Origin of the sequence: Balneatrix alpica DSM 16621, assembly GCF_000619885.1 — a bacterium.
Taxonomy (GTDB): Bacteria; Pseudomonadota; Gammaproteobacteria; order Pseudomonadales; family Balneatricaceae; genus Balneatrix; species Balneatrix alpica.
Window position 1 is genome coordinate 256959 of record NZ_KK211040.1, and the last position, 21214, is coordinate 278172.

18 protein-coding genes are annotated in these 21214 nt (G+C 54.5%); 8 read left to right on the forward strand and 10 right to left on the reverse strand.

Features of this window, described 5'->3' with window-relative positions; all coding sequences use genetic code 11:
- Positions 1–114: 114 nt before the first annotated feature.
- Positions 115–972: a dienelactone hydrolase family protein gene (locus Q334_RS0114000; protein ID WP_027313756.1), complete on the forward strand. Its 858-nt coding sequence runs from the start codon at positions 115–117 to the stop codon at positions 970–972.
- Positions 973–981: 9 nt separating this feature from the next.
- On the opposite strand, the gene Q334_RS0114005 is transcribed toward Q334_RS0114000, so the two are convergent.
- The 7 genes from Q334_RS0114005 to Q334_RS0114035 form a co-directional block, all read right to left on the reverse strand.
- The gene (locus Q334_RS0114005) at positions 982–1308 is read right to left on the reverse strand and encodes an AzlD domain-containing protein (protein WP_027313757.1); all 327 of its coding nucleotides are present in this window, start codon (positions 1306–1308) and stop codon (positions 982–984) included.
- Positions 1301–2050 (reverse strand): AzlC family ABC transporter permease, encoded by a 750-nt coding sequence (locus Q334_RS0114010; RefSeq protein WP_035461644.1) that lies wholly within the window; start codon positions 2048–2050, stop codon positions 1301–1303. Before Q334_RS0114010 ends, Q334_RS0114005 begins: the two co-directional genes overlap by 8 nt.
- Before the next feature lie 182 nt (positions 2051–2232).
- Positions 2233–2877, reverse strand: a complete 645-nt coding sequence (locus Q334_RS0114015; RefSeq protein WP_027313759.1) for a LysE family translocator — start codon at positions 2875–2877, stop codon at positions 2233–2235.
- A 49-nt stretch (positions 2878–2926) separates the two neighbouring features.
- Positions 2927–3766, reverse strand: coding sequence for a helix-turn-helix transcriptional regulator (locus tag Q334_RS0114020; protein WP_027313760.1), 840 nt, complete (start codon positions 3764–3766; stop codon positions 2927–2929).
- Between the two features lie 4 nt (positions 3767–3770).
- The gene (locus Q334_RS0114025; protein WP_027313761.1) at positions 3771–4583 is read right to left on the reverse strand and encodes an AraC family transcriptional regulator; all 813 of its coding nucleotides are present in this window, start codon (positions 4581–4583) and stop codon (positions 3771–3773) included.
- Positions 4584–4895 (reverse strand): Dabb family protein, encoded by a 312-nt coding sequence (locus tag Q334_RS19255; protein WP_051527819.1) that lies wholly within the window; start codon positions 4893–4895, stop codon positions 4584–4586.
- A 1-nt stretch (position 4896) separates the two neighbouring features.
- Positions 4897–6063, reverse strand: coding sequence for a hypothetical protein (locus Q334_RS0114035; protein WP_027313762.1), 1167 nt, complete (start codon positions 6061–6063; stop codon positions 4897–4899).
- 109 nt (positions 6064–6172) lie between these two features.
- Here Q334_RS0114035 and Q334_RS19260 point away from each other — a divergent pair, with 109 nt between their 5' ends.
- A complete protein-coding gene (locus Q334_RS19260; protein WP_051527820.1) occupies positions 6173–7804 on the forward strand; it encodes a GGDEF domain-containing protein in 1632 nt (543 codons plus the stop codon).
- Here the strand turns inward: Q334_RS19260 and Q334_RS0114045 are convergent.
- Positions 7793–8461 (reverse strand): tRNA/rRNA methyltransferase, encoded by a 669-nt coding sequence (locus Q334_RS0114045; protein WP_027313763.1) that lies wholly within the window; start codon positions 8459–8461, stop codon positions 7793–7795. The two genes, Q334_RS19260 and Q334_RS0114045, sit on opposite strands and share 12 nt — an antisense overlap.
- Positions 8462–8569: 108 nt before the next feature.
- On the opposite strand from Q334_RS0114045, the gene Q334_RS0114050 reads away from it, so the two are divergent.
- A complete protein-coding gene (locus Q334_RS0114050) occupies positions 8570–9091 on the forward strand; it encodes a TIGR00645 family protein (protein ID WP_245593692.1) in 522 nt (173 codons plus the stop codon).
- An 81-nt stretch (positions 9092–9172) separates the two neighbouring features.
- On the opposite strand, the gene cobA is transcribed toward Q334_RS0114050, so the two are convergent.
- Entirely contained in the window at positions 9173–10090 is a 918-nt protein-coding gene (cobA, locus tag Q334_RS0114055; protein ID WP_081414465.1) for a uroporphyrinogen-III C-methyltransferase, read from the reverse strand.
- On the reverse strand, positions 10090–12744 hold the full coding sequence (locus Q334_RS19265; protein WP_035461645.1) for a nitrate reductase: 2655 nt from the start codon (positions 12742–12744) through the stop codon (positions 10090–10092). Before Q334_RS19265 ends, cobA begins: the two co-directional genes overlap by 1 nt.
- A gap of 406 nt (positions 12745–13150) precedes the next feature.
- Between Q334_RS19265 and Q334_RS0114065 the strand changes: the two genes are divergently transcribed.
- From Q334_RS0114065 to Q334_RS0114085, 5 genes are all read left to right on the forward strand, one after another.
- Positions 13151–14080, forward strand: a complete 930-nt coding sequence (locus Q334_RS0114065) for a LysR family transcriptional regulator (RefSeq protein WP_027313766.1) — start codon at positions 13151–13153, stop codon at positions 14078–14080.
- Positions 14081–14103: 23 nt separating this feature from the next.
- Positions 14104–15201 (forward strand): substrate-binding domain-containing protein, encoded by a 1098-nt coding sequence (locus Q334_RS0114070; protein WP_027313767.1) that lies wholly within the window; start codon positions 14104–14106, stop codon positions 15199–15201.
- A gap of 3 nt (positions 15202–15204) precedes the next feature.
- Positions 15205–18171 carry a response regulator gene (locus Q334_RS20120; RefSeq protein ID WP_051527821.1) on the forward strand — a complete coding sequence of 989 codons (2967 nt, stop codon included), beginning with the start codon at positions 15205–15207 and terminating at the stop codon, positions 18169–18171.
- Between the two features lie 298 nt (positions 18172–18469).
- A complete protein-coding gene (locus Q334_RS0114080) occupies positions 18470–20419 on the forward strand; it encodes a methyl-accepting chemotaxis protein (protein WP_162157438.1) in 1950 nt (649 codons plus the stop codon).
- A 128-nt stretch (positions 20420–20547) separates the two neighbouring features.
- Positions 20548–21021 carry a hypothetical protein gene (locus tag Q334_RS0114085; RefSeq protein WP_027313769.1) on the forward strand — a complete coding sequence of 158 codons (474 nt, stop codon included), beginning with the start codon at positions 20548–20550 and terminating at the stop codon, positions 21019–21021.
- Positions 21022–21214: the final 193 nt, after the last annotated feature.

Sequence of the window (21214 nt, forward strand, 5' to 3'; positions counted from 1 at the left end):
AGCACAAAGCTCTCTCGACTGAGCGCCTCCAGCGGGAGGCGCCCTCACCCAGTCATCCACTTGCCTCCTTGCTGCGTAACTTCTATACCTGTTGCAAACACAAGGAGCCGGATTATGGACCAACGCTACATCAAGCTGTTTGACCGTTTCACCCATAGCCGCATGCCAAGGCGTGTTTTTATCCAGCGCCTAGCCAAGCTAGCTGGTGGCACGGCAGCCGCTTATGCCCTGCTACCCTTGCTGGAAAACAACTACAGTGTCGCCAGCACCGTGGCCGAGCAAGATCCCCGCATTCAAGCCAAGTATGTCGATATTCCCCTTAATGGCGGATCTAGTCGGGGTTATCTGGTGCAACCTCAGTCATCAAGCGGCACGCTACCTGGGGTGTTGGTGATTCACGAAAACCGCGGACTTAACCCACATATTGAAGATGTCACCCGTCGTCTGGCACTGGAGGGTTATCAGGCCCTGGCCTTAGACTTTCTCAGCCCACTTGGTGGCACCCCCGCCGACCCGGATCAAGCCCGTACCCTGATCGGTGAGCTGCAGGACGAACAAATCCTCAGCCAGGGTTTAGCCGCCCTTGCCTATCTACGCGCCCAGGGAACAGGCAAAGTGGGCACCCTCGGCTTTTGTTGGGGCGGGGGCCAGGTTGGCCAGCTGGCTGTGGCGGATGCCAACCTCAATGCCGCCGTGGTCTTTTATGGGCGCCAGCCGCAGCCTGACAGTGTCAAACACATTCAAGCGCCATTACTGCTGCACTATGCTGCGCTGGATGACCGGATTAACCAGGGTATTCCGGTGTTTGAGGCTGCACTACAGGCCGAGCAAAAACGTTATCAGCTCCATCTCTATGAAGGGGTTAACCACGCTTTTCACAACGACACCAATAGCGCCCGTTATAACGAGGAGGCCGCCAAGCTTGCCTGGCAGCGTAGCCTCGACTTCCTTGCGGCCAATCTCAAAGGCTAAGCCAATCCATTACAGGCTAAACCACTTCAACACGATAAAGCCTGCCACCCCCGCCGCCATACTGGTTAACAGATGGCGGCGCCATACGGCGACAACCAAAGTCAGCAACAACGCCAGCAGATAAGGATTACGCCAGTGCAGGTTTAACTGCCCTTGCTGGATAAAGGCCGTTTGCACCACCAGAATGGTCAACACCGCGAGCGGTACATATTCCAGCGCCTCCCGCAGCAGGGTGGGCAAGCGCAGGCGATCCGCCATCAACAGGGGCAATAATCGCGGCAAAAAAGTCAGCAGCGCCATCCCCAGCAGCAACCACGCTAAACCTAACTCACTCATATTCTGCCTCCTGTTTACGACTGGCAGGCTGTCGCTCCCCAAGATTAGCGTGGCTCGCCTTGCCCAACACAGGCTTGACCAACATAGCGAACACAATGGCTGTCACAGTGGAGAACAGTAAGCCAGTGTTATAAGGCCAGGTGTAAGTCCAGATTCCTAAGGGCGCTGCAATGAGCACACAGAGTACCTGGCTACGCTCCCTGATCCCCAGGACAACAATGCCGGCAAAGGCCACCACCATCGCCACATCCAGTCCCCAGTTGGTCATATCAGGCACCTGTTGCCCCAACCATAGGCCGAGGGCAGAACACAGTTGCCAGACTCCATACATAAAGCCAGCGGCTCCCAGGGCATAAGCCCGTAACTGCTCAGGGGGAGGATTAGTGCGGACAAAGTTAGCCAAGGTGGCATAGGCCTCATCCGTCAACCAAAAACCCAGTAGCCAACGCCAGCGCCTGGGCCACTGCCCCACGACTGGCATCAGGCTGGCGGCATAGAGCAGATGACGCAGATTGACCACAAACACCGTCAGTAAAATCATCGGCCAGAAGGCCCCTGCCGCCAGCATGCCCACCGCAATAAACTGCGCTGCCCCGGCAAATACCAGCAATGACATGGCCAGAATGGCCCAGGCTGGCAAGCCTGCAGACTGCGCCAGCGCGCCGTAAATCAACCCAAAAGGAATCGCCGCCAATACTAACGGCAGCGCATCTCTTATTCCTTGCCAGATGCTTGCACGCATCACATCCTCGCTTACTGGTTAACGCGGCGCTATTGAGTAAGGCCGCGCAAATTAGGCTTAACGGAGCAGCTACGCCTGGCCACCATCGTCGCGGTGAACCAGGCGATCACCACCCTGTCTCAAGATAAAACAGCAGGAGGGGGCTGACTTGTACGTTCTTGCGCTAGTGCAGCGACTTGGACTCAATCCGTTGCCGCCAGTTTGACAAACAGACCCAGCCCCAACCCCATTAACATCACCCCAGCACCACGCTCCAGTAGATACACCCGGTGCTGGAGCACAGCCAACAGCCTCTTTTGCGCGATCAGCGCCGCCAGCAGCACATCCCACAGCAACACCACCATCACCATCCATAGGGCACAGAACAGCTGTTGCTGCGGCGTCACCTCCGCCCCCAGAATGACTGCCATCAGGCTCATATAGAACAGGGCGTTTTTGGGGTTTAACAGCGCAGAGTTTAAGCCGAGGAACAACTGCCGCCCAATGCCCGGCACCTTACCACTGCCGGCATTCAGCTGCAGCTCAGTGGAGGGCACCCGCCACAGCTGCCAGCCCACCCACAACAGGTAGAGGGCACCTGCCACCTCGATCGTGGCCATCAGCCAGGGCCAATCGCGGATACCGCTCCAGCCTAGGGTGGCCAGGGCAATATAGAAGGCATTCCCCGCCGCCACCCCCACACAAATAAACACACTGCCCGCGAGGCGATGGCGCAGGGCATGGGCAGCGATCAGGAAGAAATCCTGCCCGGGACTGAGCAGCGCCAGGAAATGGGCCAACGCCAGGGCAGGAAAGGCGGCAGGCAGTAAGGAGTCAAACACATTCATCGGTCACCTCGGGTAGGCAGAATAGACCCAGGAGACTACGAAGTTCGCGTTAGTCGGTATTGTCGAAAATTGACCTTGCCTGCTGATATTGCCTAGGTGTAGCGGCGGTATGGCTGACAAAGGCACGGTGAAACTGACTCTGATCGGCAAAACCCAACTGCGTTGCCACGTCGACGATGGCCATCCCGGCACGCAAGTAACCTTTGGCTCGCTCGATGCGGGCATTGGTCACGAAGGCTTTGGGGCTGGTGCCAAAATGCTGGCTAAACAGGCGGATAATTCCCTCCTGACTGCGCCCCAGCTCCTCACTGAGCTGAGCCAAACTCGGTGGTGCGGCTAAGTCCAGCAACAGGCGGGTCCGGATACGTTGTGCCAAGAGCCCAGGCTCAACCCGTCCTCCTGCTGGTAAACAACTGTGGCACAAAATGGAGGTACTGAGCTGTGTAAAGGTCTGCCCGGCCTCAGCCACATTGTGCTGTTGCAACTGCTGCGCCAGGCGGGCAAAGAGTGCTTCACTCTCAGCCAAGCGCACCACTCTAGGTTCACAGCAAAACCTGCGTACAGGGATTCCCAACTGTTGACTGAGACGCTCCAGGCACCACTGGGCATCGATATAGAGCATAAAAAAACTGCGGGGCAGATCAGGCAGCGGATTGCAGGCATGCACCTGCCCCGGTTCGATCAGGACAAGATCGCCTGGCTGTAACAGATACCTCTGCCCGCCCAAACTGAGGCGGGTCGCCCCGGCGGTAATCAGGCCAATACAAAACTCGGGGTGACTGTGGGCTTTGTAGGGTTGCAGGCTATGCTCGCTATAACGCAATTCGAAATGCGGCAATTGGGGATGCCGCCAATACTGCTGCTGAATATCCCGTACCTGTCCCGTCACCTACTCATCCCCTCGCCTGCTTGGTAGCAGCAAAACGCCCCGGTGCCACCCCTAACCAGCGCTTAAAATGACGGTGCAGGTGACTCTGGTCGCTGAAGCCTGCGCTCGCAGCCGCTTCTGCCACCGAGTGTCCCGCCAGCAATAAACGTCGGGCATGTTGTAACCGGCACTGCACCTGAAACGCATGGGGAGGCAAATCAAAAGCCTGCTGAAAGCTGCGGCTTAAATGGAAGGGACTCAGCCCCGCCAGCTCCGCTAAACCAGCCAAACTCAAGGACTCGTCACTGTGGGCCGCAATATAGTCACGTACCCGTAATAGCGCTGGCTGGGCCAGGGGCTGGGTTTTAGCCGGACGCTGGCCACCATGGCGCTCTAACAACGCCAGCATGGTGTGCAGATAACGCTCCTGTAAATCCAACCCCTGTTCATGGTTAGCCAGCTGACGATAGAGCAGCCGTAATTGCCCGGCTAACCAGCGATCACTGACGACTGACTCACGAAAATAGGGCAGGCCCTGACTCGCCTCCTGTAACAAGGCGAAGTGCTCCGCCTCCGGATAGATCGCCTGATAGGCCCATCCCTCCTCACTGGCACGGTGACCGTCATGAACCTGATCAGCGTTGACCAGAATAATGCAGTTGCTGCTGGCAATATGATTGGCACCGCTGCGGTAAAACCGCTGCGCTCCTTGCTCAATCACCCCGATGCAATAACCCGCATGCACATGGCGACTAAAGTGCTGTTGGCGAAAGCGGGCCTGCAGCAGCTCCAGCCCACCCAATGCCTGGTTATGCAGATAGCGCGCTTGCTCAGCCATTTAGGCTTTGCCCTCGCGGCTCCAGTAATCCACCACCAACACCCCATCCAACAGGGGTTTTAAGGCGGCCACAAAGGCCTGATGCTGTGGATGGTGCAAGTAGCCATCCCGTCCGGCTTCACTGCTAAAGCTCAAACAATAGGCGTGGGTAAAGCCCTGATCCAAGCCCTCCGGACTGGTATTCAACCCCCACTCCATTGCCTGCACCTGGTGCAACTCCTGGGCGAGCTGGATAAACGCCTGCTCTTGCGCATGGATAGCCTCCGCACTGACATCGGCCTTAAAACGAAATAACACCCAGTGTCTTAGCATCTCAGTCTCCTTCTAGCAGTGACTTCAAGCGCTGCTGGCCCTGCCATAGCCACCCCTCGCGCAAGGTTAAATGCAGGGGTTGCTCGGGCTGCCAGGCAATCCCCAACCACAGGGCCAAGGCCGCCGGTACCGGCGCGGCCAGCTCAAACTGCCCTTGTAAGTGGGGTAAGAGTAGTTGAGGGGTCGGGGGCTCTGCCAGTTGCAACGGCGGCCCTTGCCACGCCAACCGCCCCTGCAGGCGCAGCTGACCCAGTGGCGGCCAATTAAGCTGCAGCTGTTTGAACTGCAACCAAGGCCCTGAGGTTAAATGAGCATTCAGTAACGGCCACCACTGCTCGGCACTGGCTCTCTGCTCTAACAGACTCAGTAGCTGCTGGGCAGGCGCCCGCTCTACCTGGTGTAATACCAACTGCCCTTGCAACTGTCCCGGCATCCCTAATAACTGCACTTGCGCCAGGTCCAGGTTAAATTCGAACTGCAACCTTTGTTCCTTTTCTGTTAACAACATCCCCACATAGGCTGCCGTGCCCTGCATCGGCCACGCTCCCTGCCATTGCCAATGGTTGAGGGTCACACTGGCTGCTGCCGCCACAGGTTGGGGCAGTAACGGCCAACCGCTTAACTGTATACGGTATTGCAGCCCTTGCCCCTCCGCCTGCAGCTGACGCTGAGTATCGCGCCAGCCTAACTGAGCCTGCTGGCCCTGCCAATACAAGTGTTCAGGCTGTAGCGCCACCTGCCAGGCCAGCTCACTGCCCGTTACCGATTGGACTCCCTGTTGCCAGTGAAACCCTGGCAGCTCGGCCGCCACCTGCAGCTCTTGCCAATCGGCTTGACCCTGTAACTGCAATTGATAGGGCCAGACAGGTAAAGCCTGCCAATCCGCCTGCCAACTCACCCCTAACCAGCCATGCTCAAGCTGTAACTGCAACTGCCCCCAGGGCAGCCCTGCGGCTTGCCAGTCAAGCGTTGTCTGTGATCGCCACCAGCCTTGCTGTTGCCACTCTAGTGGCGCCATTCCCTGTTGCTGCCACTGCCAGTTCAACTGCTGGCGTGCCAAGTAACCACTATAAGCAGGAATAGCCAATAGCACCGCCACGACTATTACAGCTACCAGTGCTGCCAAGCCACCGTAAAACAGGCGGCGCTTTCGATTCGGTTGTTCCATGCCGATCACATCATCGTCAATGCGGGGCGCTAGTGTAGCAGCCCCTCTTGTCCAGCGTCATAGCCAGCCTTACAAACTGGGGTTGAGGGATAATTAAGGGTAGGCAGCGATGGAGCAACGAGTCTGGGTAATCACCTTGGTCAGCTTATGGCTACTAAGCCCCTGGAGCTGGGGCAAGAATCATGAGGTGGTATTACAGCTGAAGTGGCTACATCAGTTTCAGTTTGCTGGCTACTATGCCGCTTTACATAAAGGCTTTTATGAGGCTGAAGGCTTGCAGGTGCGTATTGAAGCGGGCCGCCCTGGCTTGTCCGAGATTGAGCAGGTTCTTAAAGGAGAGGCTCAGTATGGCATCAGTAATTCCGGACTCATCACCCATCGTCTGCGAGGCTCACCAGTCATTCTGCTGTCAGCAGTAGTGCAACACTCCCCTTCGGCCTGGATCGTAGCAGCCGACTCCGACATCTTTACCCCCCATGACTTGGCTGGCAAACGCCTGATGGCACAGCTAAATGAAAGCAATGCTGAGCTACTGGCCATGCTGCGTAATGAGGGTATTGCCCTGAGCGACATTCTGCTGCTGCCTAGTAGCTTTAACATCGACAGCCTGGTGCAGGGGGACACCGATGCCTTCAACGGCTATGTTACCAATGAGCCCTTTACCCTGAGCCAGCAGCGCTTCCCGTATCGAGTACTACGCCCTAGCCAGTATGGCATCGACTTTTACTCTGACTTTCTCTTCACCAGTGAGGCTGAGCTACGCCAACATCCCAAGCGAGTTGAAGCCTTTCGCCGCGCCAGCATGAAAGGCTGGCAATACGCCCTGGAGCACCCTTACGAGATGATTGAACTGATTCGCGCTCAATACAATCCGACTAAGAGTGCTGATCACTTATTCTTTGAAGCCGAGATGCTCAGCCAGCTGATCATGCCCGCCATGATTGAACTGGGCCATATCAATCCAGGCAGGATTGAGCGCATGGCCAAAGAGCTGATTGCCATCAACCTTGCCCCCGCGCAGCTAGATCGCCTAAACAGTTTTATCTACGACGCAGCTAAAGTGGAGCATCAACGCCTCAGTAGTGTCGTGACGCGCTTGAGTTGGTGGAGCGGCCTGATCTCGCTGATTGCTTTGGTATTTTTGCTCTTACTGGTGAAATTATGGCGGGAGATGCGCCAGCGACGGCGTCTGGAGCAACGCCTGCTCTTTTTAGCCGAACATGATCATCTCACCCAACTGTATAACCGCGGCACTATTGAGTCCCGGGTTCGTCAGCAGGTGGAAATGACCCGACATAAGAAACAACCCTTTTCGCTGGCGCTGATTGATCTCGACTTTTTTAAGCACATCAACGATCGCTTTGGCCACCCCGTGGGGGATCAGACCCTGATCAGCATCGCCCACACCCTTAAAGCGAATCTCCCCCCCGGCTGTTTATTAGGTCGTTATGGCGGAGAGGAGTTTTTACTGGGCCTACCTGGCTATAGCTTGGTCGATGCTTACGAGCTGTGCGAACAGCTACGCAAAAGCATTAAGACCTGCGTGATTACACTACCAGGCCAACTCTTTCATCCCAGTGGCTCCATTGGCGTTGGCGAGCTCCAAACGGGGCAAGCCCTGGAGACCCTGCTCTCCGACGTGGACAAAGCACTCTACCAAGCCAAAATGCATGGCCGCGATCAGGTACTGACGGTTGACCCTGACAACAGCCAAACCAACGCCAACCGCTCAGCCCTGTAGCTTCTTAAATAGGGCATGGATGAAAGGCAAATCCTCCTCCCGTGCCTGCCCAAGCTTATCCAGCAGCCAGGCGTACAAAGGCGTGCCCGACTCAATCTGCAGTGCGGGCCCCAAGGCCTCCAAACGCTGCGCCAGCACTCGTCGTCCTTGCTCTGAAGCGACGCTTGCAGCCTCCTCACCTTGGATTGGCGCCAAAATGTGAGCAAACAGCATGACCGCCTGGGAAAGATTCAATGAGGGATAGGAAACTGCCATCGGGATATAGGTCAGTAACTGCGCATGTTCCAGCTCGGTGTTATGCAGCCCGCTACTTTCGCGACCAAACAGGATCGCCACCTTGCCTGGCTCCGCCGCCCGCTCTTGCAGATGCTGAGCCAGCCACTGGGCGCTATGGGTAAAGGGACGATCACTGCGTTCACGCACGGTGGTAGCCACCACCAGATCAATGTCGCTCAGCGCCTCTTCTAAACTGCTAAACACCTCAGCCTTTTCTAATACATCCTGGGAGCCATGGGCCAGCCAACGAGCCGGATCGGACAGATGATCACAGGGATTCACCAGACGCCAATCGTTAATCCCCATGGTTTTCAGGGCACGCGCACAGGCACCGACGTTTTCCGGTAATTCAGGTTCAACCAAAATAAACACTAACTGCATTTTAGCCTCCACTTCAGCGGCCGCACCTTAGCATGAAGACAGCTTTCAGGCAGCATTCAGTAACAACTTAGCCCGCTAAAATCCCTACAATGGAGGCCTTCATTTGCAGTGAATAAAGGCGTTATGAAAAACCTGGAAATTGCCCTTGAACGCTTAATGTTTGCCAGCCGCTGGCTCCTGGCCCCTATTTACCTGGGTCTGGTCGGCTCACTGCTGGTACTGTTGGCCAACTTCTCCCTTGAGTTCTGGCATCTGCTGGAAAAACTGTTCTCCGCTAAAAGCAGCGAGATCATCGTCGGCATTCTGTCGCTGGTGGATATGGCGCTGGTAGCTAACCTGCTGCTTATCATCATTTTTAGCGGTTATGAGAACTTCGTCTCGAAGATCCACTGCGCCGAGCATGAAGACCGGCCGGAGTGGATGGGCAAGGTGGACTTCTCGGATCTGAAGATCAAGCTGATTGGCTCGATTGTCGCTATTTCCGGGATTGAGCTATTAAAAGCCTTTGTCAGCGTGGCGGATTTGACCAACGAGCAGCTGGCCTGGAAGGTTGCCATTCACCTGGTGTTTGTATTGTCTGGGGTGCTCTTCGCCTTAATGGATAAGCTCACCCACGGCAAAAAGCACTAACAGTTCCTGGTCATACTGATGTCAAAAAGAGGGGGCTCATGCCCCCTTTGTCATCCCAGCAGGTGCTAATCAGCGGCACTCTTACTGAGTCAAGGCCAGCGCCTGCCCCTGTACAGGCAATAAAGACTGACGCAGACGCACCACCTCCCCGACAATCAACAGTGCCGGTGACTGACAGCCCTCACGGGCAATGGTCTGCACCAGCTCACCCAGGCAGGTTTCCACCACCCGCTGATCCGGCTGGGTGCCCCGTTCGACAATAGCCACCGGCAACGTGTCCGGCTGTCCTTCCTGGCGCAGCTTCGCCACGATTTTACCGGCATTGGCCAATCCCATGTAAAACACCAGCGTCTGCCCTGGCTGACTCCAGTGGCTATCATCCACTCCTTCCTGTCCCGCTTGCAGGTGGCCGGTAATGAGTCGGCATGACTGTGCCACCCCCCGGAACGTAAGTGGAATACCGCCACTGGCGGCACAACCTGCCGCCGCCGTAATCCCCGGAACCACGGTGCAACTGACGCCTGCCGCCGCCAGGCTGAGGGCTTCTTCCCCACCCCGGCCAAAGATGTAGGGGTCGCCCCCCTTTAAGCGCAACACCCGCTTGCCTTGCTGAGCCAGACGAATCAGCTCAGCCTCAATACGATCCTGCGGCAGGCTGTGGTTACCCGCCGCCTTGCCGACGTAGTAGCGCTCCTTGCCCAGTGGAATCTGCCCTAGGATGGCATCGCTCACCAGGCGGTCATACACCACCACGTCCGCCAGCTGGATTGCCTGCCAGGCACGCAGGGTTAGCAAACCAAGGTCACCGGGACCGGCTCCCACCAACCAGACACTGCCGGGGCGAAAATCCGCCAGTGCCAGCCCATCCAACCCTTGGCCTTGATCCAACTCTTTGCCTTGATAGTGCAGCGGCCCCTGGTGGTCTAAGCGCTGCCGCAACCAGGTGAAGCAGCGGGACTTTAATTCCTGCCAGGGCGAGATCAGAGTACGCGTAAACATCAGGCTGCCTCCTCTGCCCGGGCACTGCCACAGGCTGCTACCAATTTACGTAATTCCGGGATACAGGAGCCGCAGTTAGTCCCGCACTTCAATTGCTGGCCCAGGGTGGCTACCGAATCAGCCTGCCCCTGCGCTAATGCTGCCTCGATCTGCTTTTGCCCCACCTGGTAGCAGCTGCACACCAGTGGCCCCTTGTCCTCCTGGGTCACGGACAGACCGGCCAGAATACGCAGCCGTTCACTGGCCTGCAGCGGCTGCCCCAGCTGCTGTTGTAACCACTCCAGCTGATAAGCAGGCTCCTGTTGGCCTAGGATCAGTAATGCTGTGAGCCTGCCATCGACAAACCAGGCCAGACGCAAGCCCGTAGGCCCTTGAATGCGCTGGGTCGGCTGGCCATAACGCTGCTCTAACAACGCCGGTAATTCCAGCCAATCCCCTTGTCCCGCCAAACGATAACGCCAGCCCGCTGTTAAAGGCACGCGTGACCAATAGGCCAGTGCAGGCCAATGCAATTCCTCACGGCTTAAACACAACCCATGCCAATCCGCCTGCCAGGGACTAATTCGCACCGGAGTCGCTTTAAAAGCAGGTTGGCCGGAGAGAGGGTCAAGGCGGGCAGCCACCAGCGAATCAACCCGTGCCTGGGCGGCAAAAGCATCACTCCAGTGCATGGGGACAAATACCTGTCCTGGGCGCTGACCGCTATCCAAACGTACCCGTACACAGAGCTCAGCCTGACTGCTACTGACTTTGGCCAACTGTCCCTCTTGCAGGTGTAAATGCTCGGCATCCTCCGGATGCAGGGCGACAAAGGGCTCATCCAAATGCTGCAACAAACGCGGCACCCTTCCGGTGCGGGTCATGGTATGCCACTGATCACGGATACGGCCGGTGTTCATCCAATGCGGGTAGACCGGGCTGTGCTGCAACTGCTGCGGCCCTGGCTGTACCGGCGTCAACTGGGCACGGCCATTGGCATGCAAGAAACGTCCATCCTCAAATAAACGGGCTCTGCCCTGGGGGTAAGCTGCATTGATCGGCCACTGCAGTGGCCGAAAAGACTCGTACTGCTCTTCCGTCATCTCAGCCAAAGCAGAAATATCAAAGGCCCGCGTGCCCTGGTTATCCAGCCCCGACAGGGCAGCATGCTCACGGAAGATGTGTAACGGATGCTGATAGGCAAAGGCCTGTGACCAGCCCATTCGCTGCGCCACCTGGGTGAGCATCCACCAATCAGCCTTTGCCTCCCCTGGCGCTGGCAGCAAGGGACGCTGCCGCGACAAACGCCGCTCCGAGTTCGTAACCATGCCGGACTTTTCCCCCCAGGTCTGGGCGGGTAACAGTACCGTTGCCAGACGTGCGGTATCGGAGTCCGCCACCGCTTCGGAGACAATCACCAGCGGGCACTTCTGCAAGGCCAAGCGCACCAAATTAGCCTCCGGCAGGCTTACCGCCGGGTTGGTGCCCATAATCCAAATCGCCTCAATCTGCCCACTGGCTACGGCGCGAAACATATCCACCGCTTTCAACCCCGGCCGGGTCGCCATATTCGGCGCCTGCCAGAAACGCGCAACCCGCGCGATGTCCTCCTCATGGTAAAAGTCCATGTGCGCTGCCAGCTGGTTGGCCAGGCCACCCACCTCGCGTCCCCCCATCGCATTGGGCTGACCCGTTAACGAGAACGGACTGGCACCGGGCTTACCGATACGCCCCGTTAACAGGTGTACGTTAAGGATCGCACTGACCTTATCGGTGCCACGCTCAGATTGATTGGTGCCCTGGGAGAACAGGGTCAGGGTACGGGGATGTGCCGCAAAGAGCTGGTAAAACGCCAGCAAGTCAGCTTCTGATAAATCCGTGGCGCGACTGACCTGCGCCAGGCTGTAATCCTGTTGATGTAAGGAGGCCAACAGCTCGCCATAGCCCTGCAGGTGCTGGTCAATGAATGACTGATCGATAGCCTGATTGGCCACTAAATACGCCAACAAGCCATTAAACAACCAAATGTCAGCGTCGGGGCGCAGGGGTAAATGCAAGTCTGCCAGATCACAGGTGGCGGTCTGGCGCGGATCGACCACCACCACTTTAATGCCACGCTCGGCTTTGGCCGCCACCAAGCGCTGATACAGAATCGGGTGCGCCCAGGCCATGTTCGAGCCGACAATCACCGCTAGCTCACAGGCCTCAATGTCTTCATAGCAGCCAGGCACCGCATCGGCTCCCAAGGCACGCTTATAGCCTGCTACGGTAGAGGACATGCACAGACGGGAGTTGGTATCCACATTGGCGGAGCCAATAAAGCCTTTCATCAGCTTATTGGCCACATAATAGTCTTCGCTCAGTAGCTGACCGGATAGATAGAGTGCCAGGGCATCGGGCCCTTTACGCTGGCGAATCTCACTAAAACGACTGGCAATCAGCGCCAAGGCATCATCCCAGCTGGCTCGTTGCCCTCTAATCATGGGATGCAGCAAACGTCCCTGTAACCCCACGCTCTCGTGCAGGGAGGAACCTTTGACACAAAGTCGTCCCCAGTTAGCCGGATGCTCAGCATCGCCCTGAACCGGAGCCAGTTGCTCCGCCTCTACCCGTGCCTTCACACCACAACCCACCCCACAATAGGGACAGGTGGTACAGATAGCTGCTTCACTCATTTGCTCATCACCTAGCTAAAAAAAAGGCGCCTTCCACCAGCCGGGGAAAGACGCCATTGTCAACATGCCCTTTTTCTGGGAGAGGCTAACAGCACTGTTAACCGCTCTGCACTCAGGCCATTACCGGCCTGGGTAACAAACCTTATTCAAAGCCTGTGCCAACTTTTATCTGACCTCCCCTAAGCCCTGAGCAGTGGGCTCCCATGCCCGTGTTTGCCTACCAGGCTAAGGGTTTGCCACTACCAAAGCCCCTATCACGCACTGGTTCGATTATGGAAATGCGCTAATCCCATGCGTATCAAGTCAGAAACGCACCAAAACAAGGCAGTGGTTACAAATGTGAGTCTATGTAATTGCCCTCCGCACTTTCCTGGGCCAAACTGGGGAGCAGATTTGAGGAGCCCCTATGGACCTGAATGAGCTACTGATTTTTATTAAAGTGGTTGAATTGCAAAGCTTTACCGCCGCAGGTCAAGTTCTGGGCTTACAGAAGTCCACCATTAGCCGCAAGCTGGCCCAACTGGAAGAACGTTTGGGTGTGCGGTTACTGAATCGTACCACCCGCAAGCTCAGCCTGACCGATATCGGCCAGAGCCACTACCAACGCTGTCGTGAAATTCTGAATGAGCTAGAAGAGGCCGAGCTGGCAGTGGCCCGCACTCAGGATGAACCCTCGGGTATTTTACGCATCTCCATGCCGACCGAGTTTGGTCAGGTGTTGATGGGACGTTTTATCGCCGAGTTTATGCAGCGTTATCCAAAGCTACAGGTGCAGGCAGAGCTCAGCACTCGCTTGGTCGACCTGGTGGGGGAAAGTTTTGACCTCGCTATCAGGGTAAACCGTCTGGAAGATTCTTCCCTTGTTTGCCGCAAGCTGCTGAGCATTCCACTTAAGCTCTATGCCAGCCGCGCCTATCTCGATCAATATGGCAGCCCAAGCCATCCTGACGATCTTCAGCAACATCGATTACTGTGTGTACACAAAGACACCCTTTTGCAACAGTCCTGGCAACTCTATAAAGAGAACAGCGAATACCAAGTGCATATAAAAGCGGCCTTAAGTGCAAACAGCCTAGCCTTTTGTAAGGAAGCTATGCTGGCGGGCCTTGGTATTACCCGTTTACCGGTTGCCTACATGCAGGACGTACCCGATCAGGTCGCAACCAGTATTCTGGATGACTGGCGTTTTGAAAGCGCTTCGATCTGGGCGGTATACCCCTCTCGGCGCTTTATGCCGGTGAAATTAAGAGTTTTTCTTGATGAGCTGGTTGCTCATCTGGATATGCTTCGCCAAAACAAGGACGGCACGCCCCATCAAATTGACTTGGTCTCATAACTGATAACAACAGGACAATGAAGATGTTACGCCTGCTGACTTGTGCCTTATGCTGCTTGAGCTGGATTGGGCTGGCTACCGCCTCCCCCAGCGCTGAACACCTATCACCCGATGAGTATTATCAGGCTCATCCAGAGCAACAGGCATTAAGCCAAGCGTTAGCGGCTGAAGTACGTGCTAACCCTGTTCCCTTGGCCAAACAACCTGCGGAAGCCATCCGCATCAGTGTAATCTACCCAGGCTTACAGGCCTCTGACTACTGGCGGCGTAACCTTGCGGCCTTTGAACAACGCCTCCAGGCGCTACAACTCCCTTATGAACTGGAGGTGTTTAACTCCAGCCCCAGCGAAAGCGGCCATCAAGAGGCTGAGTTTTTTAGTCGCACCCTAGCCAAACGCCCTCACTACCTAATCACCACCCTGGATACGCCAAGTCAAAAACGCATGATCGAATTCGTTTTGGCACGGGGCTCAACCCAGGTGATTCTGCAGAACATCACCACACCACTGAAAGTCTGGCAAGAGCGTTCACCGCTGATCTATGTCGGCTTTGACCATGCCCAGGGCACACGTATGCTGGCGGATTACTTTAGCCAGCACTTCCAACAAAAGGCCCAGTATGGCCTGCTTTACTGGTCTCCCGGTTATGTCAGCGAAGCCTGCGGTGATAGTTTTATCCGCTACATGGCTGAGTTTCCCCAAGTTAAACTCACCCAGGCGTACTACACCGATGCTAATCGTCAAAGCAGCTATACCGCCGCAAAAAAACTACTGGCAGAGTCACCGGATCTTAGCTTTATTTATGCCTGCGCCACGGATGTCGCTCTAGGGGCACTGGATGCCTTACAGGAAGCGGGTCGCCTGGGGCAGGTACAGGTAAATGGCTGGGGTGGCGGAGCCGCTGAATTAGAGGCAATTAGCCAGGGCCGTCTGGACGTAACGGTCATGCGGATGAATGATGATACTGGGGTAGCTATGGCAGAGGCGATCCGCCGCGACATCAGTGGGCAACCCGTTCCCCGCATTTACTCCGGTGATTTTGAGTTGGTCACCCGCCAGACCTCAGCAGATAAGATTCAAGCGTTAAAGGAACATGCTTTCCGTTATTCAGGGATGAATTAATCAATGCCGAAGCGCCGCTCTCTTTTTAGCATTATCCTGCTCCTGATTTTGGGAGCCTTTTCGCTAATGGCCGGCGCGTTGCTCTATTTTGGTTATTACAACGGCAGGGAAGCACTCAATCTGGAGATGCAGAATACCTTCAGACGCACCCATGCCACCTTCCAACTGTTCCTTGATAACACCCTCTCTCGCCAACAGCAGTTGATTGCTTCTATCGCCAACCACTCTAAGGTGATAGATGCCCTGGAGCAGCAAAACTCCGACAAGCTAGCGGAAGAGTTCCGCTATCGTCTGAATCTACACGGCGATAACCAACCCGACTTCATTCTGGTGCAACGTGGTTCCCAACTTCTCTGGAACGATATTGGCAGCACCTTTTATGGCCTGGACACCAACCTAAATCGTCAATTATTGAACCAAGAACTAAGCACCCGGGGGCGCTGGCAACTCCTGCAAATTCCTCAACCACAACAAGCCCACCACCTGGTCATTCTCGCTTTCCGAGATCAGGTCATTGATGCCGCTAACGGCCAAGTCGTTGCCGATATTCTGGCCGGTATAGTCTTGAGTGATAACATTGCCTTAGCCAATTTGGCTGAATTGGCCACGGATTCAGAGCTGGTTGCTCTACTTCATCAAGGCAAGCTGCTGACCTCTTCCTCGCAGAGTCTCTATCCCAGTTATGAGCGCCTGGAGCAAGCCGATGACGGACAAATGATTAGTCTGGATGCCAAGCTCTCCGCCCAATGCAACACCGTCGTCTTGAATCTCCGCCCTACAACGCTACGTTTCTGCTCTGCGATGCCAACGGATGCCATTTCCGAATTGCGGGATGTATTTGAAATTCGCCTCTGGACCCTAGTTGGCGCCGTCACCCTGATTTCAATTCTGATCACCCTCCTCCTGTACCGCAGCACCATTGTGCCTCTGCATAAACTTGTCAGTTACACCGAGCACCTGGCTCGCTATGGAAAGCGCGAAGGCTTCACTAGCAGCCATATCAAAGAGTTTGACCAGGTTGCGGATAACTTGCAGGAAATAGTCACCGAGCTACGCCATAAAGAGTCCTCGTTACAGGATTTGTTCGACTCAGCCTTTTCACCCATTCTGGTTTGGTTGCCCAATGGCAGTCTCACCCAGCTCAACCCCTCTGCTAAACAACTGTTGGGGCTAAATGAGCAGCAGCTACGCTATGCGCCGATTTTTGAAATTTTCCCTGCCGAAGTTCATAGCCAGCTCACTCAAGCCTGCCAAGGTCAAGCAGTAGAAGGGCTGGAAGTACAAATTGCCGGGCGTTCTTGGCTATGGAACCTGGCCCCTATCCAAGTGGATCAGCACCTCAGTGGTGTCATTGCACAGGGATTGGATATCACCAGCCATAAAGAAGCAGAGGCCAAAATGCAGCTGGCCAAAGAAGCAGCCGAACAGGCCAGTCGTGCAAAATCCGACTTTCTGGCGACCATCAGCCATGAGATTCGCACTCCGATGAATGGCGTTATCGGCAATATCCAACTACTGGAAGACAGCCATCTTTCCCATGAACAGGAAGAGTACGTTGAGACCATTCGTCATTGTGCGGAGAACCTATTAACGCTGATTAACGATGTATTGGACTTTTCCAAGATCGAGTCCGGTGCTATCGAGCTAGAACAGCACCCGTTCTACTTACGTGGCTGTTTAGAGGAAGCCGCCAGTATTTTTGCCACCACAGCCCACGAAAAAGGGCTAGAACTGATCTGCATGGTCGATGAATCCGTGCCAGACTATGCCAATGGCGATTCCACCCGCCTGCGCCAGATTTTGATGAATCTGATTGGCAATGCAATTAAGTTCACTAGCCAAGGCGAAGTACAGCTACGCGCTCAAGCCAGTGTCCAAGCGGATCAAGCACTCTGGCTACGGGTATGGATTCAAGACAGTGGCATTGGTATCGCCAACGAGGCCATAACACGTTTATTCGAGCCTTTCTCCCAAGCCGACACCTCCACCACTCGCCGCTATGGTGGTACCGGCTTAGGACTGAGCATCTGTAAACGCTTAGTCGAGCTGATGCAGGGCAAAATTGAAGTACAAAGCCAACCCGGACAGGGTTCGACATTTCATTTCAGCGTTCAACTTGGTCAAGTTGACTCCAGTCGTTATCACCGAGTTGAGGATGAGCATATCCTCATTGGCAAGCGTGTTTTAATCGTTGACGATAATGCTGCTAATCGCCAAGTGTTAAGCGGCCTATGCCGTAGCTGGAAACTGCAGTATGAGCTTGCTACCCATGCCAAAGAGGCCCTAACGCTCTATCAGCAAAAACACTATGATCTGCTCCTGCTCGACTATCTGATGCCGGACATGAATGGGGTCGAGCTCGCACAGAAGCTCCATCAACTGGGTAACCCGCCCCCAATGCTGCTCTTAAGTTCAGCCGTTCGCCATAACAGCCAGCAACAAATACATCAACTGTTTCACACCTATTTACCCAAACCTATTCGTAAGCAAATTCTGCTGGAAACTATGGTACGAGCACTCAGCGATCAACCACAACAGGCTCAAGGGCTGGTTAAGGTCAGCCGTCCCCCGGCACAACGCAGCCTTAACCTGATGGTGGTGGAAGATAACCTCGTTAACCAAAAACTGATTACCACTATTTTGAAAAAAATGGGCCATGAAGTCCGCGTATGCCAGGATGGACTAGAGGCCATCGAAGCCTTCAAAAATGAGCCCGCACAAATCATTTTCATGGATATGCAAATGCCCAGAATGGATGGTTTAGAGGCAACACGTCATATTCGACAAAGTGAGCAGGGACAAAATGTGATCATTATTGCCCTCACGGCCAATGCGATGCGGACCGATAAAGAACGTTGCCTGGAAGCGGGCATGAACGACTTTATCAGCAAGCCTTTTCGGGTCGAAGATATTCGCTCTATGCTAGAGCGTTGGAGTACCGCCGACAGCCTTAATGGCCACTCCAACTAAACAGTCAAAAAAACCAAAAATGCCGTCATGCCCAACACTTTAATAGATTTTAGTTAAAAGGATCTTGAACCGATATTTATCTGTAGCTAATGAAACTCTTAGCAAGCTTGCGCGAAAAAGCACAATTTTTCAGAGCAAGCTTTACAGATAGTCTGACTCTGCTAAATTCTGGCACTATAACTATTAAAACTTACGTCGCATGTCTCACTTTTTTCGTAAGTGTGGCAAGCACTTAGGCAACAAGGGTTAAAACATGGCATTGAGTGTCACTCAGAGAATAGGCGGGGGTTTTGCGCTTTTGCTGATCCTGCTTCTGGCAGTTGGGCTGACCGGCTACCGTAGTACAGGATCCATCAACGAAAAACTACTTCTCGTCACTAATGAAACCAATCCATTGGTTCAGGGAGCGAATCAACAGGTCATCAAGATTCTCCAAGCCAATAAATCCCTGCAATATTTTCTCGCCTCGGAAGCCAGAGAACGCCTTGATGACGAGATGGCTCAATTCGATGCACATATGGAAAACTATCAACAGATTTCCACCTCATTGGATGCCTACCTCAGCAAACGGCCACGCTTAGCTGAGCAATTAGAGTTTGCCCGCACTAATAGCAACGCCTATCTGCAAACCGCCAAAACCTTAATGACCCTGCACCGAGATCGCCTGATGCAAGATCAGAAGGTGCGACAGCAACGCCAGCAAGTAAACCGGCAAACCGACAGCCTGAACAATTTCCTGCGTAACTACTCACTCCGTTCAGAGCGTCAGTACGGTGCTACTGGTCCCCATGTACAATCGAATAACCTGTTACGTGAAGCCAATAAAGCCACTACCCAGTTTGAACGCTTTGAAGTGCATCAAGACATCACCGAGCTACAGCGTGGCCTGGAAGGCCAGGGTAAGGTGATCATGGATCGCTACAAAGAGTTTGCTGAAGTCGATCAGAAGCAAGCCCAGAAAGTACAGATACTAATCAAACAGGCCGTGTTTAACGTTGAAGATCCTAAAGGGATGTTGGCTCTCTATGTCGAGCAGGCAAAACTGCACAATGACATCAAACAAGCCATTGCGGATGGTGAGCAACAAATTAAAGATACGTTGGCAGCCTTAGAAAGCTTTGCTGGCCTAGCGGATGAAGCTGCCATGGAGGCTAAAAATGATGCTGCCAGCACCATTACCGCTAGCCGCTCAATTCTGATTGGCGTTAGCGCCATTGGTGTACTCGCTGCCATCATCATTGGCTGGGGTGTTGCCGCCAGTATCCGTCGCCCGCTCTCTCAATTCCGCAGTGTGCTAAAGGAAATGACTGCTGGGGATATGCGGGTACGCTTTGATGACAAGCGCAAAGATGAATTTGGTGACCTGGGTAAGAGCCTGAACGAACTCAGTGCTGCACTGCAAAACACCTTGAAAGAATTAGCCCAGGAGGCGGAACGCTTAGCCTCCGTCGCCGAGCAAAATGCCAGCATTAGTGAACAAACCACCAATGCAGTAAACGACCAGAAATCGCAGCTGTCCTCTACCGCTTCAGCCATGCATGAGATGGAAAGCACTGTGCATGAAGTGGCAGGTCGCGCCCAAGACACCCTGGACTCAGTCAACAACACCAGTCGCCTCACCGGTCAGGTGAAAGCTGACGTTGACCGTACTATTGATAGTATCCGCGCCCAGGCCGAGCAGATTCACCGTGCAGGACGCGTCACCGATGAGCTCAACACCTATAGTAAAAACATTGACTCCATTCTGGATGCGATTCGGGACATTGCTGAACAGACCAACCTGTTAGCCCTTAACGCCGCCATTGAGGCAGCCCGTGCAGGTGAACAGGGTCGTGGTTTTGCCGTCGTCGCAGACGAAGTTCGCACCCTGGCCAGCCGCACTCAGGACTCCACCGGAGAAATCCAGCAAATGATTGAACAGATGCAGGGCCGTATCCGTGAAGTCGTGAAAGTAATGGAGTCCAGTCAGCAGCAAACCGACCAGTGCGTCAACATTGCCTCTGAAGCTGGCAAGGCTTTGGAGCAGATGGACAGCGCCATCCAGCTCATTCGCGATATGAATATCCAGATTGCCAGCGCAACTGAGCAACAAAGTGCCACCGCACAAGAGATCAGTCGCAGCGTCAACTCCATCCACTCCGCAGCCGAGCAAACCGCAGAAGGTGCCTTGCAGACGGCCTCTAGCAGTCAAGGACTACTGGACCTGGCCCGCCACCAGCGACGTCTGCTACAACGCTTCCAGGTGTAATCACTACCCAGCCTGATCCACACCACTAAGAGCCCGGCCAACGCCGGGCTCTGTCTTTACGCTCTCCCCTACTCCTTCGCCCTCGCTTGGGTGTAAACTTGGCCCCATACAGCATGACTGAGGTGACTATGTTCGAGAAACAGGATTTCCTGCCCCTTTGCGAACAAATCGATAAGCAATTGGGTGACAGCTGGGTAATTGCCGACCGTCGTAAAGAAGCGGTGATTTTTGAGAGTCCAGACGATGCACATTTTGAGCTGCAACTACTGCCCGATTATGAACATCAAAACCGCTGGAAAATTCAATTTATGCCCCTGCTGGCACAGCACTTGCCGGAAAACCCACGTTTAAAGCAGGCAATCAAGCGCTTAGCGCACGACATGTCACCGGAGCGCTCTCCCGAGGCGCTGGCACGTACTATCGAGGCATTGTTGATTGATTGTCATCAGATGATTAAAGCTTTCGCTCCTGAAAATAAAAGTCGCTTTGCCATGGAGCTCGTTAAGCATAGTGACGGACTGGCCAGTGTTTATGTTGACAATGTTCCTGAGCCTATTGCCGATGAAATTTGTGCGCTATTAGAAGATTGGCAAAAAAGCTAATCTCGCTTTTATTGTCCTGATGCCCGGCTTGTCCGGGCATTATTTTTTACGTATTTGTTGAGCAAATCACAAAATCAGCAAAATGCGTCAGACCAATCGAAAAATTTCCGCAAATCCTCGACTTTAGTCTAATAACACCTACCTTTTTAATCACCGCAGGCTTCCCTAAGCTGCACATAGGCTAATGCTTTAA

Bases quoted from the DNA above. Each gene is read 5' to 3' on its own strand.
- Q334_RS0114065 (WP_027313766.1), top strand. From the start codon at position 13,151: ATGGACCTGAATGAGCTACTGATTTTTATTAAAGTGGTTGAATTGCAA.
- Q334_RS0114045 (WP_027313763.1), bottom strand. From the start codon at position 8,461: ATGCAGTTAGTGTTTATTTTGGTTGAACCTGAATTACCGGAAAACGTC.
- Q334_RS0114085 (WP_027313769.1), top strand. From the start codon at position 20,548: ATGTTCGAGAAACAGGATTTCCTGCCCCTTTGCGAACAAATCGATAAG.
- Q334_RS0114000 (WP_027313756.1), top strand. From the start codon at position 115: ATGGACCAACGCTACATCAAGCTGTTTGACCGTTTCACCCATAGCCGC.
- Q334_RS20120 (WP_051527821.1), top strand. From the start codon at position 15,205: ATGCCGAAGCGCCGCTCTCTTTTTAGCATTATCCTGCTCCTGATTTTG.
- Q334_RS19260 (WP_051527820.1), top strand. From the start codon at position 6,173: ATGGAGCAACGAGTCTGGGTAATCACCTTGGTCAGCTTATGGCTACTA.
- Q334_RS0114025 (WP_027313761.1), bottom strand. From the start codon at position 4,583: ATGGCTGAGCAAGCGCGCTATCTGCATAACCAGGCATTGGGTGGGCTG.
- Q334_RS0114010 (WP_035461644.1), bottom strand. From the start codon at position 2,050: ATGCGTGCAAGCATCTGGCAAGGAATAAGAGATGCGCTGCCGTTAGTA.
- cobA (WP_081414465.1), bottom strand. From the start codon at position 10,090: ATGTTTACGCGTACTCTGATCTCGCCCTGGCAGGAATTAAAGTCCCGC.
- Q334_RS19265 (WP_035461645.1), bottom strand. From the start codon at position 12,744: ATGAGTGAAGCAGCTATCTGTACCACCTGTCCCTATTGTGGGGTGGGT.
- Q334_RS0114070 (WP_027313767.1), top strand. From the start codon at position 14,104: ATGTTACGCCTGCTGACTTGTGCCTTATGCTGCTTGAGCTGGATTGGG.
- Q334_RS0114035 (WP_027313762.1), bottom strand. From the start codon at position 6,063: ATGGAACAACCGAATCGAAAGCGCCGCCTGTTTTACGGTGGCTTGGCA.
- Q334_RS19255 (WP_051527819.1), bottom strand. From the start codon at position 4,895: ATGCTAAGACACTGGGTGTTATTTCGTTTTAAGGCCGATGTCAGTGCG.
- Q334_RS0114005 (WP_027313757.1), bottom strand. From the start codon at position 1,308: ATGAGTGAGTTAGGTTTAGCGTGGTTGCTGCTGGGGATGGCGCTGCTG.
- Q334_RS0114015 (WP_027313759.1), bottom strand. From the start codon at position 2,877: ATGAATGTGTTTGACTCCTTACTGCCTGCCGCCTTTCCTGCCCTGGCG.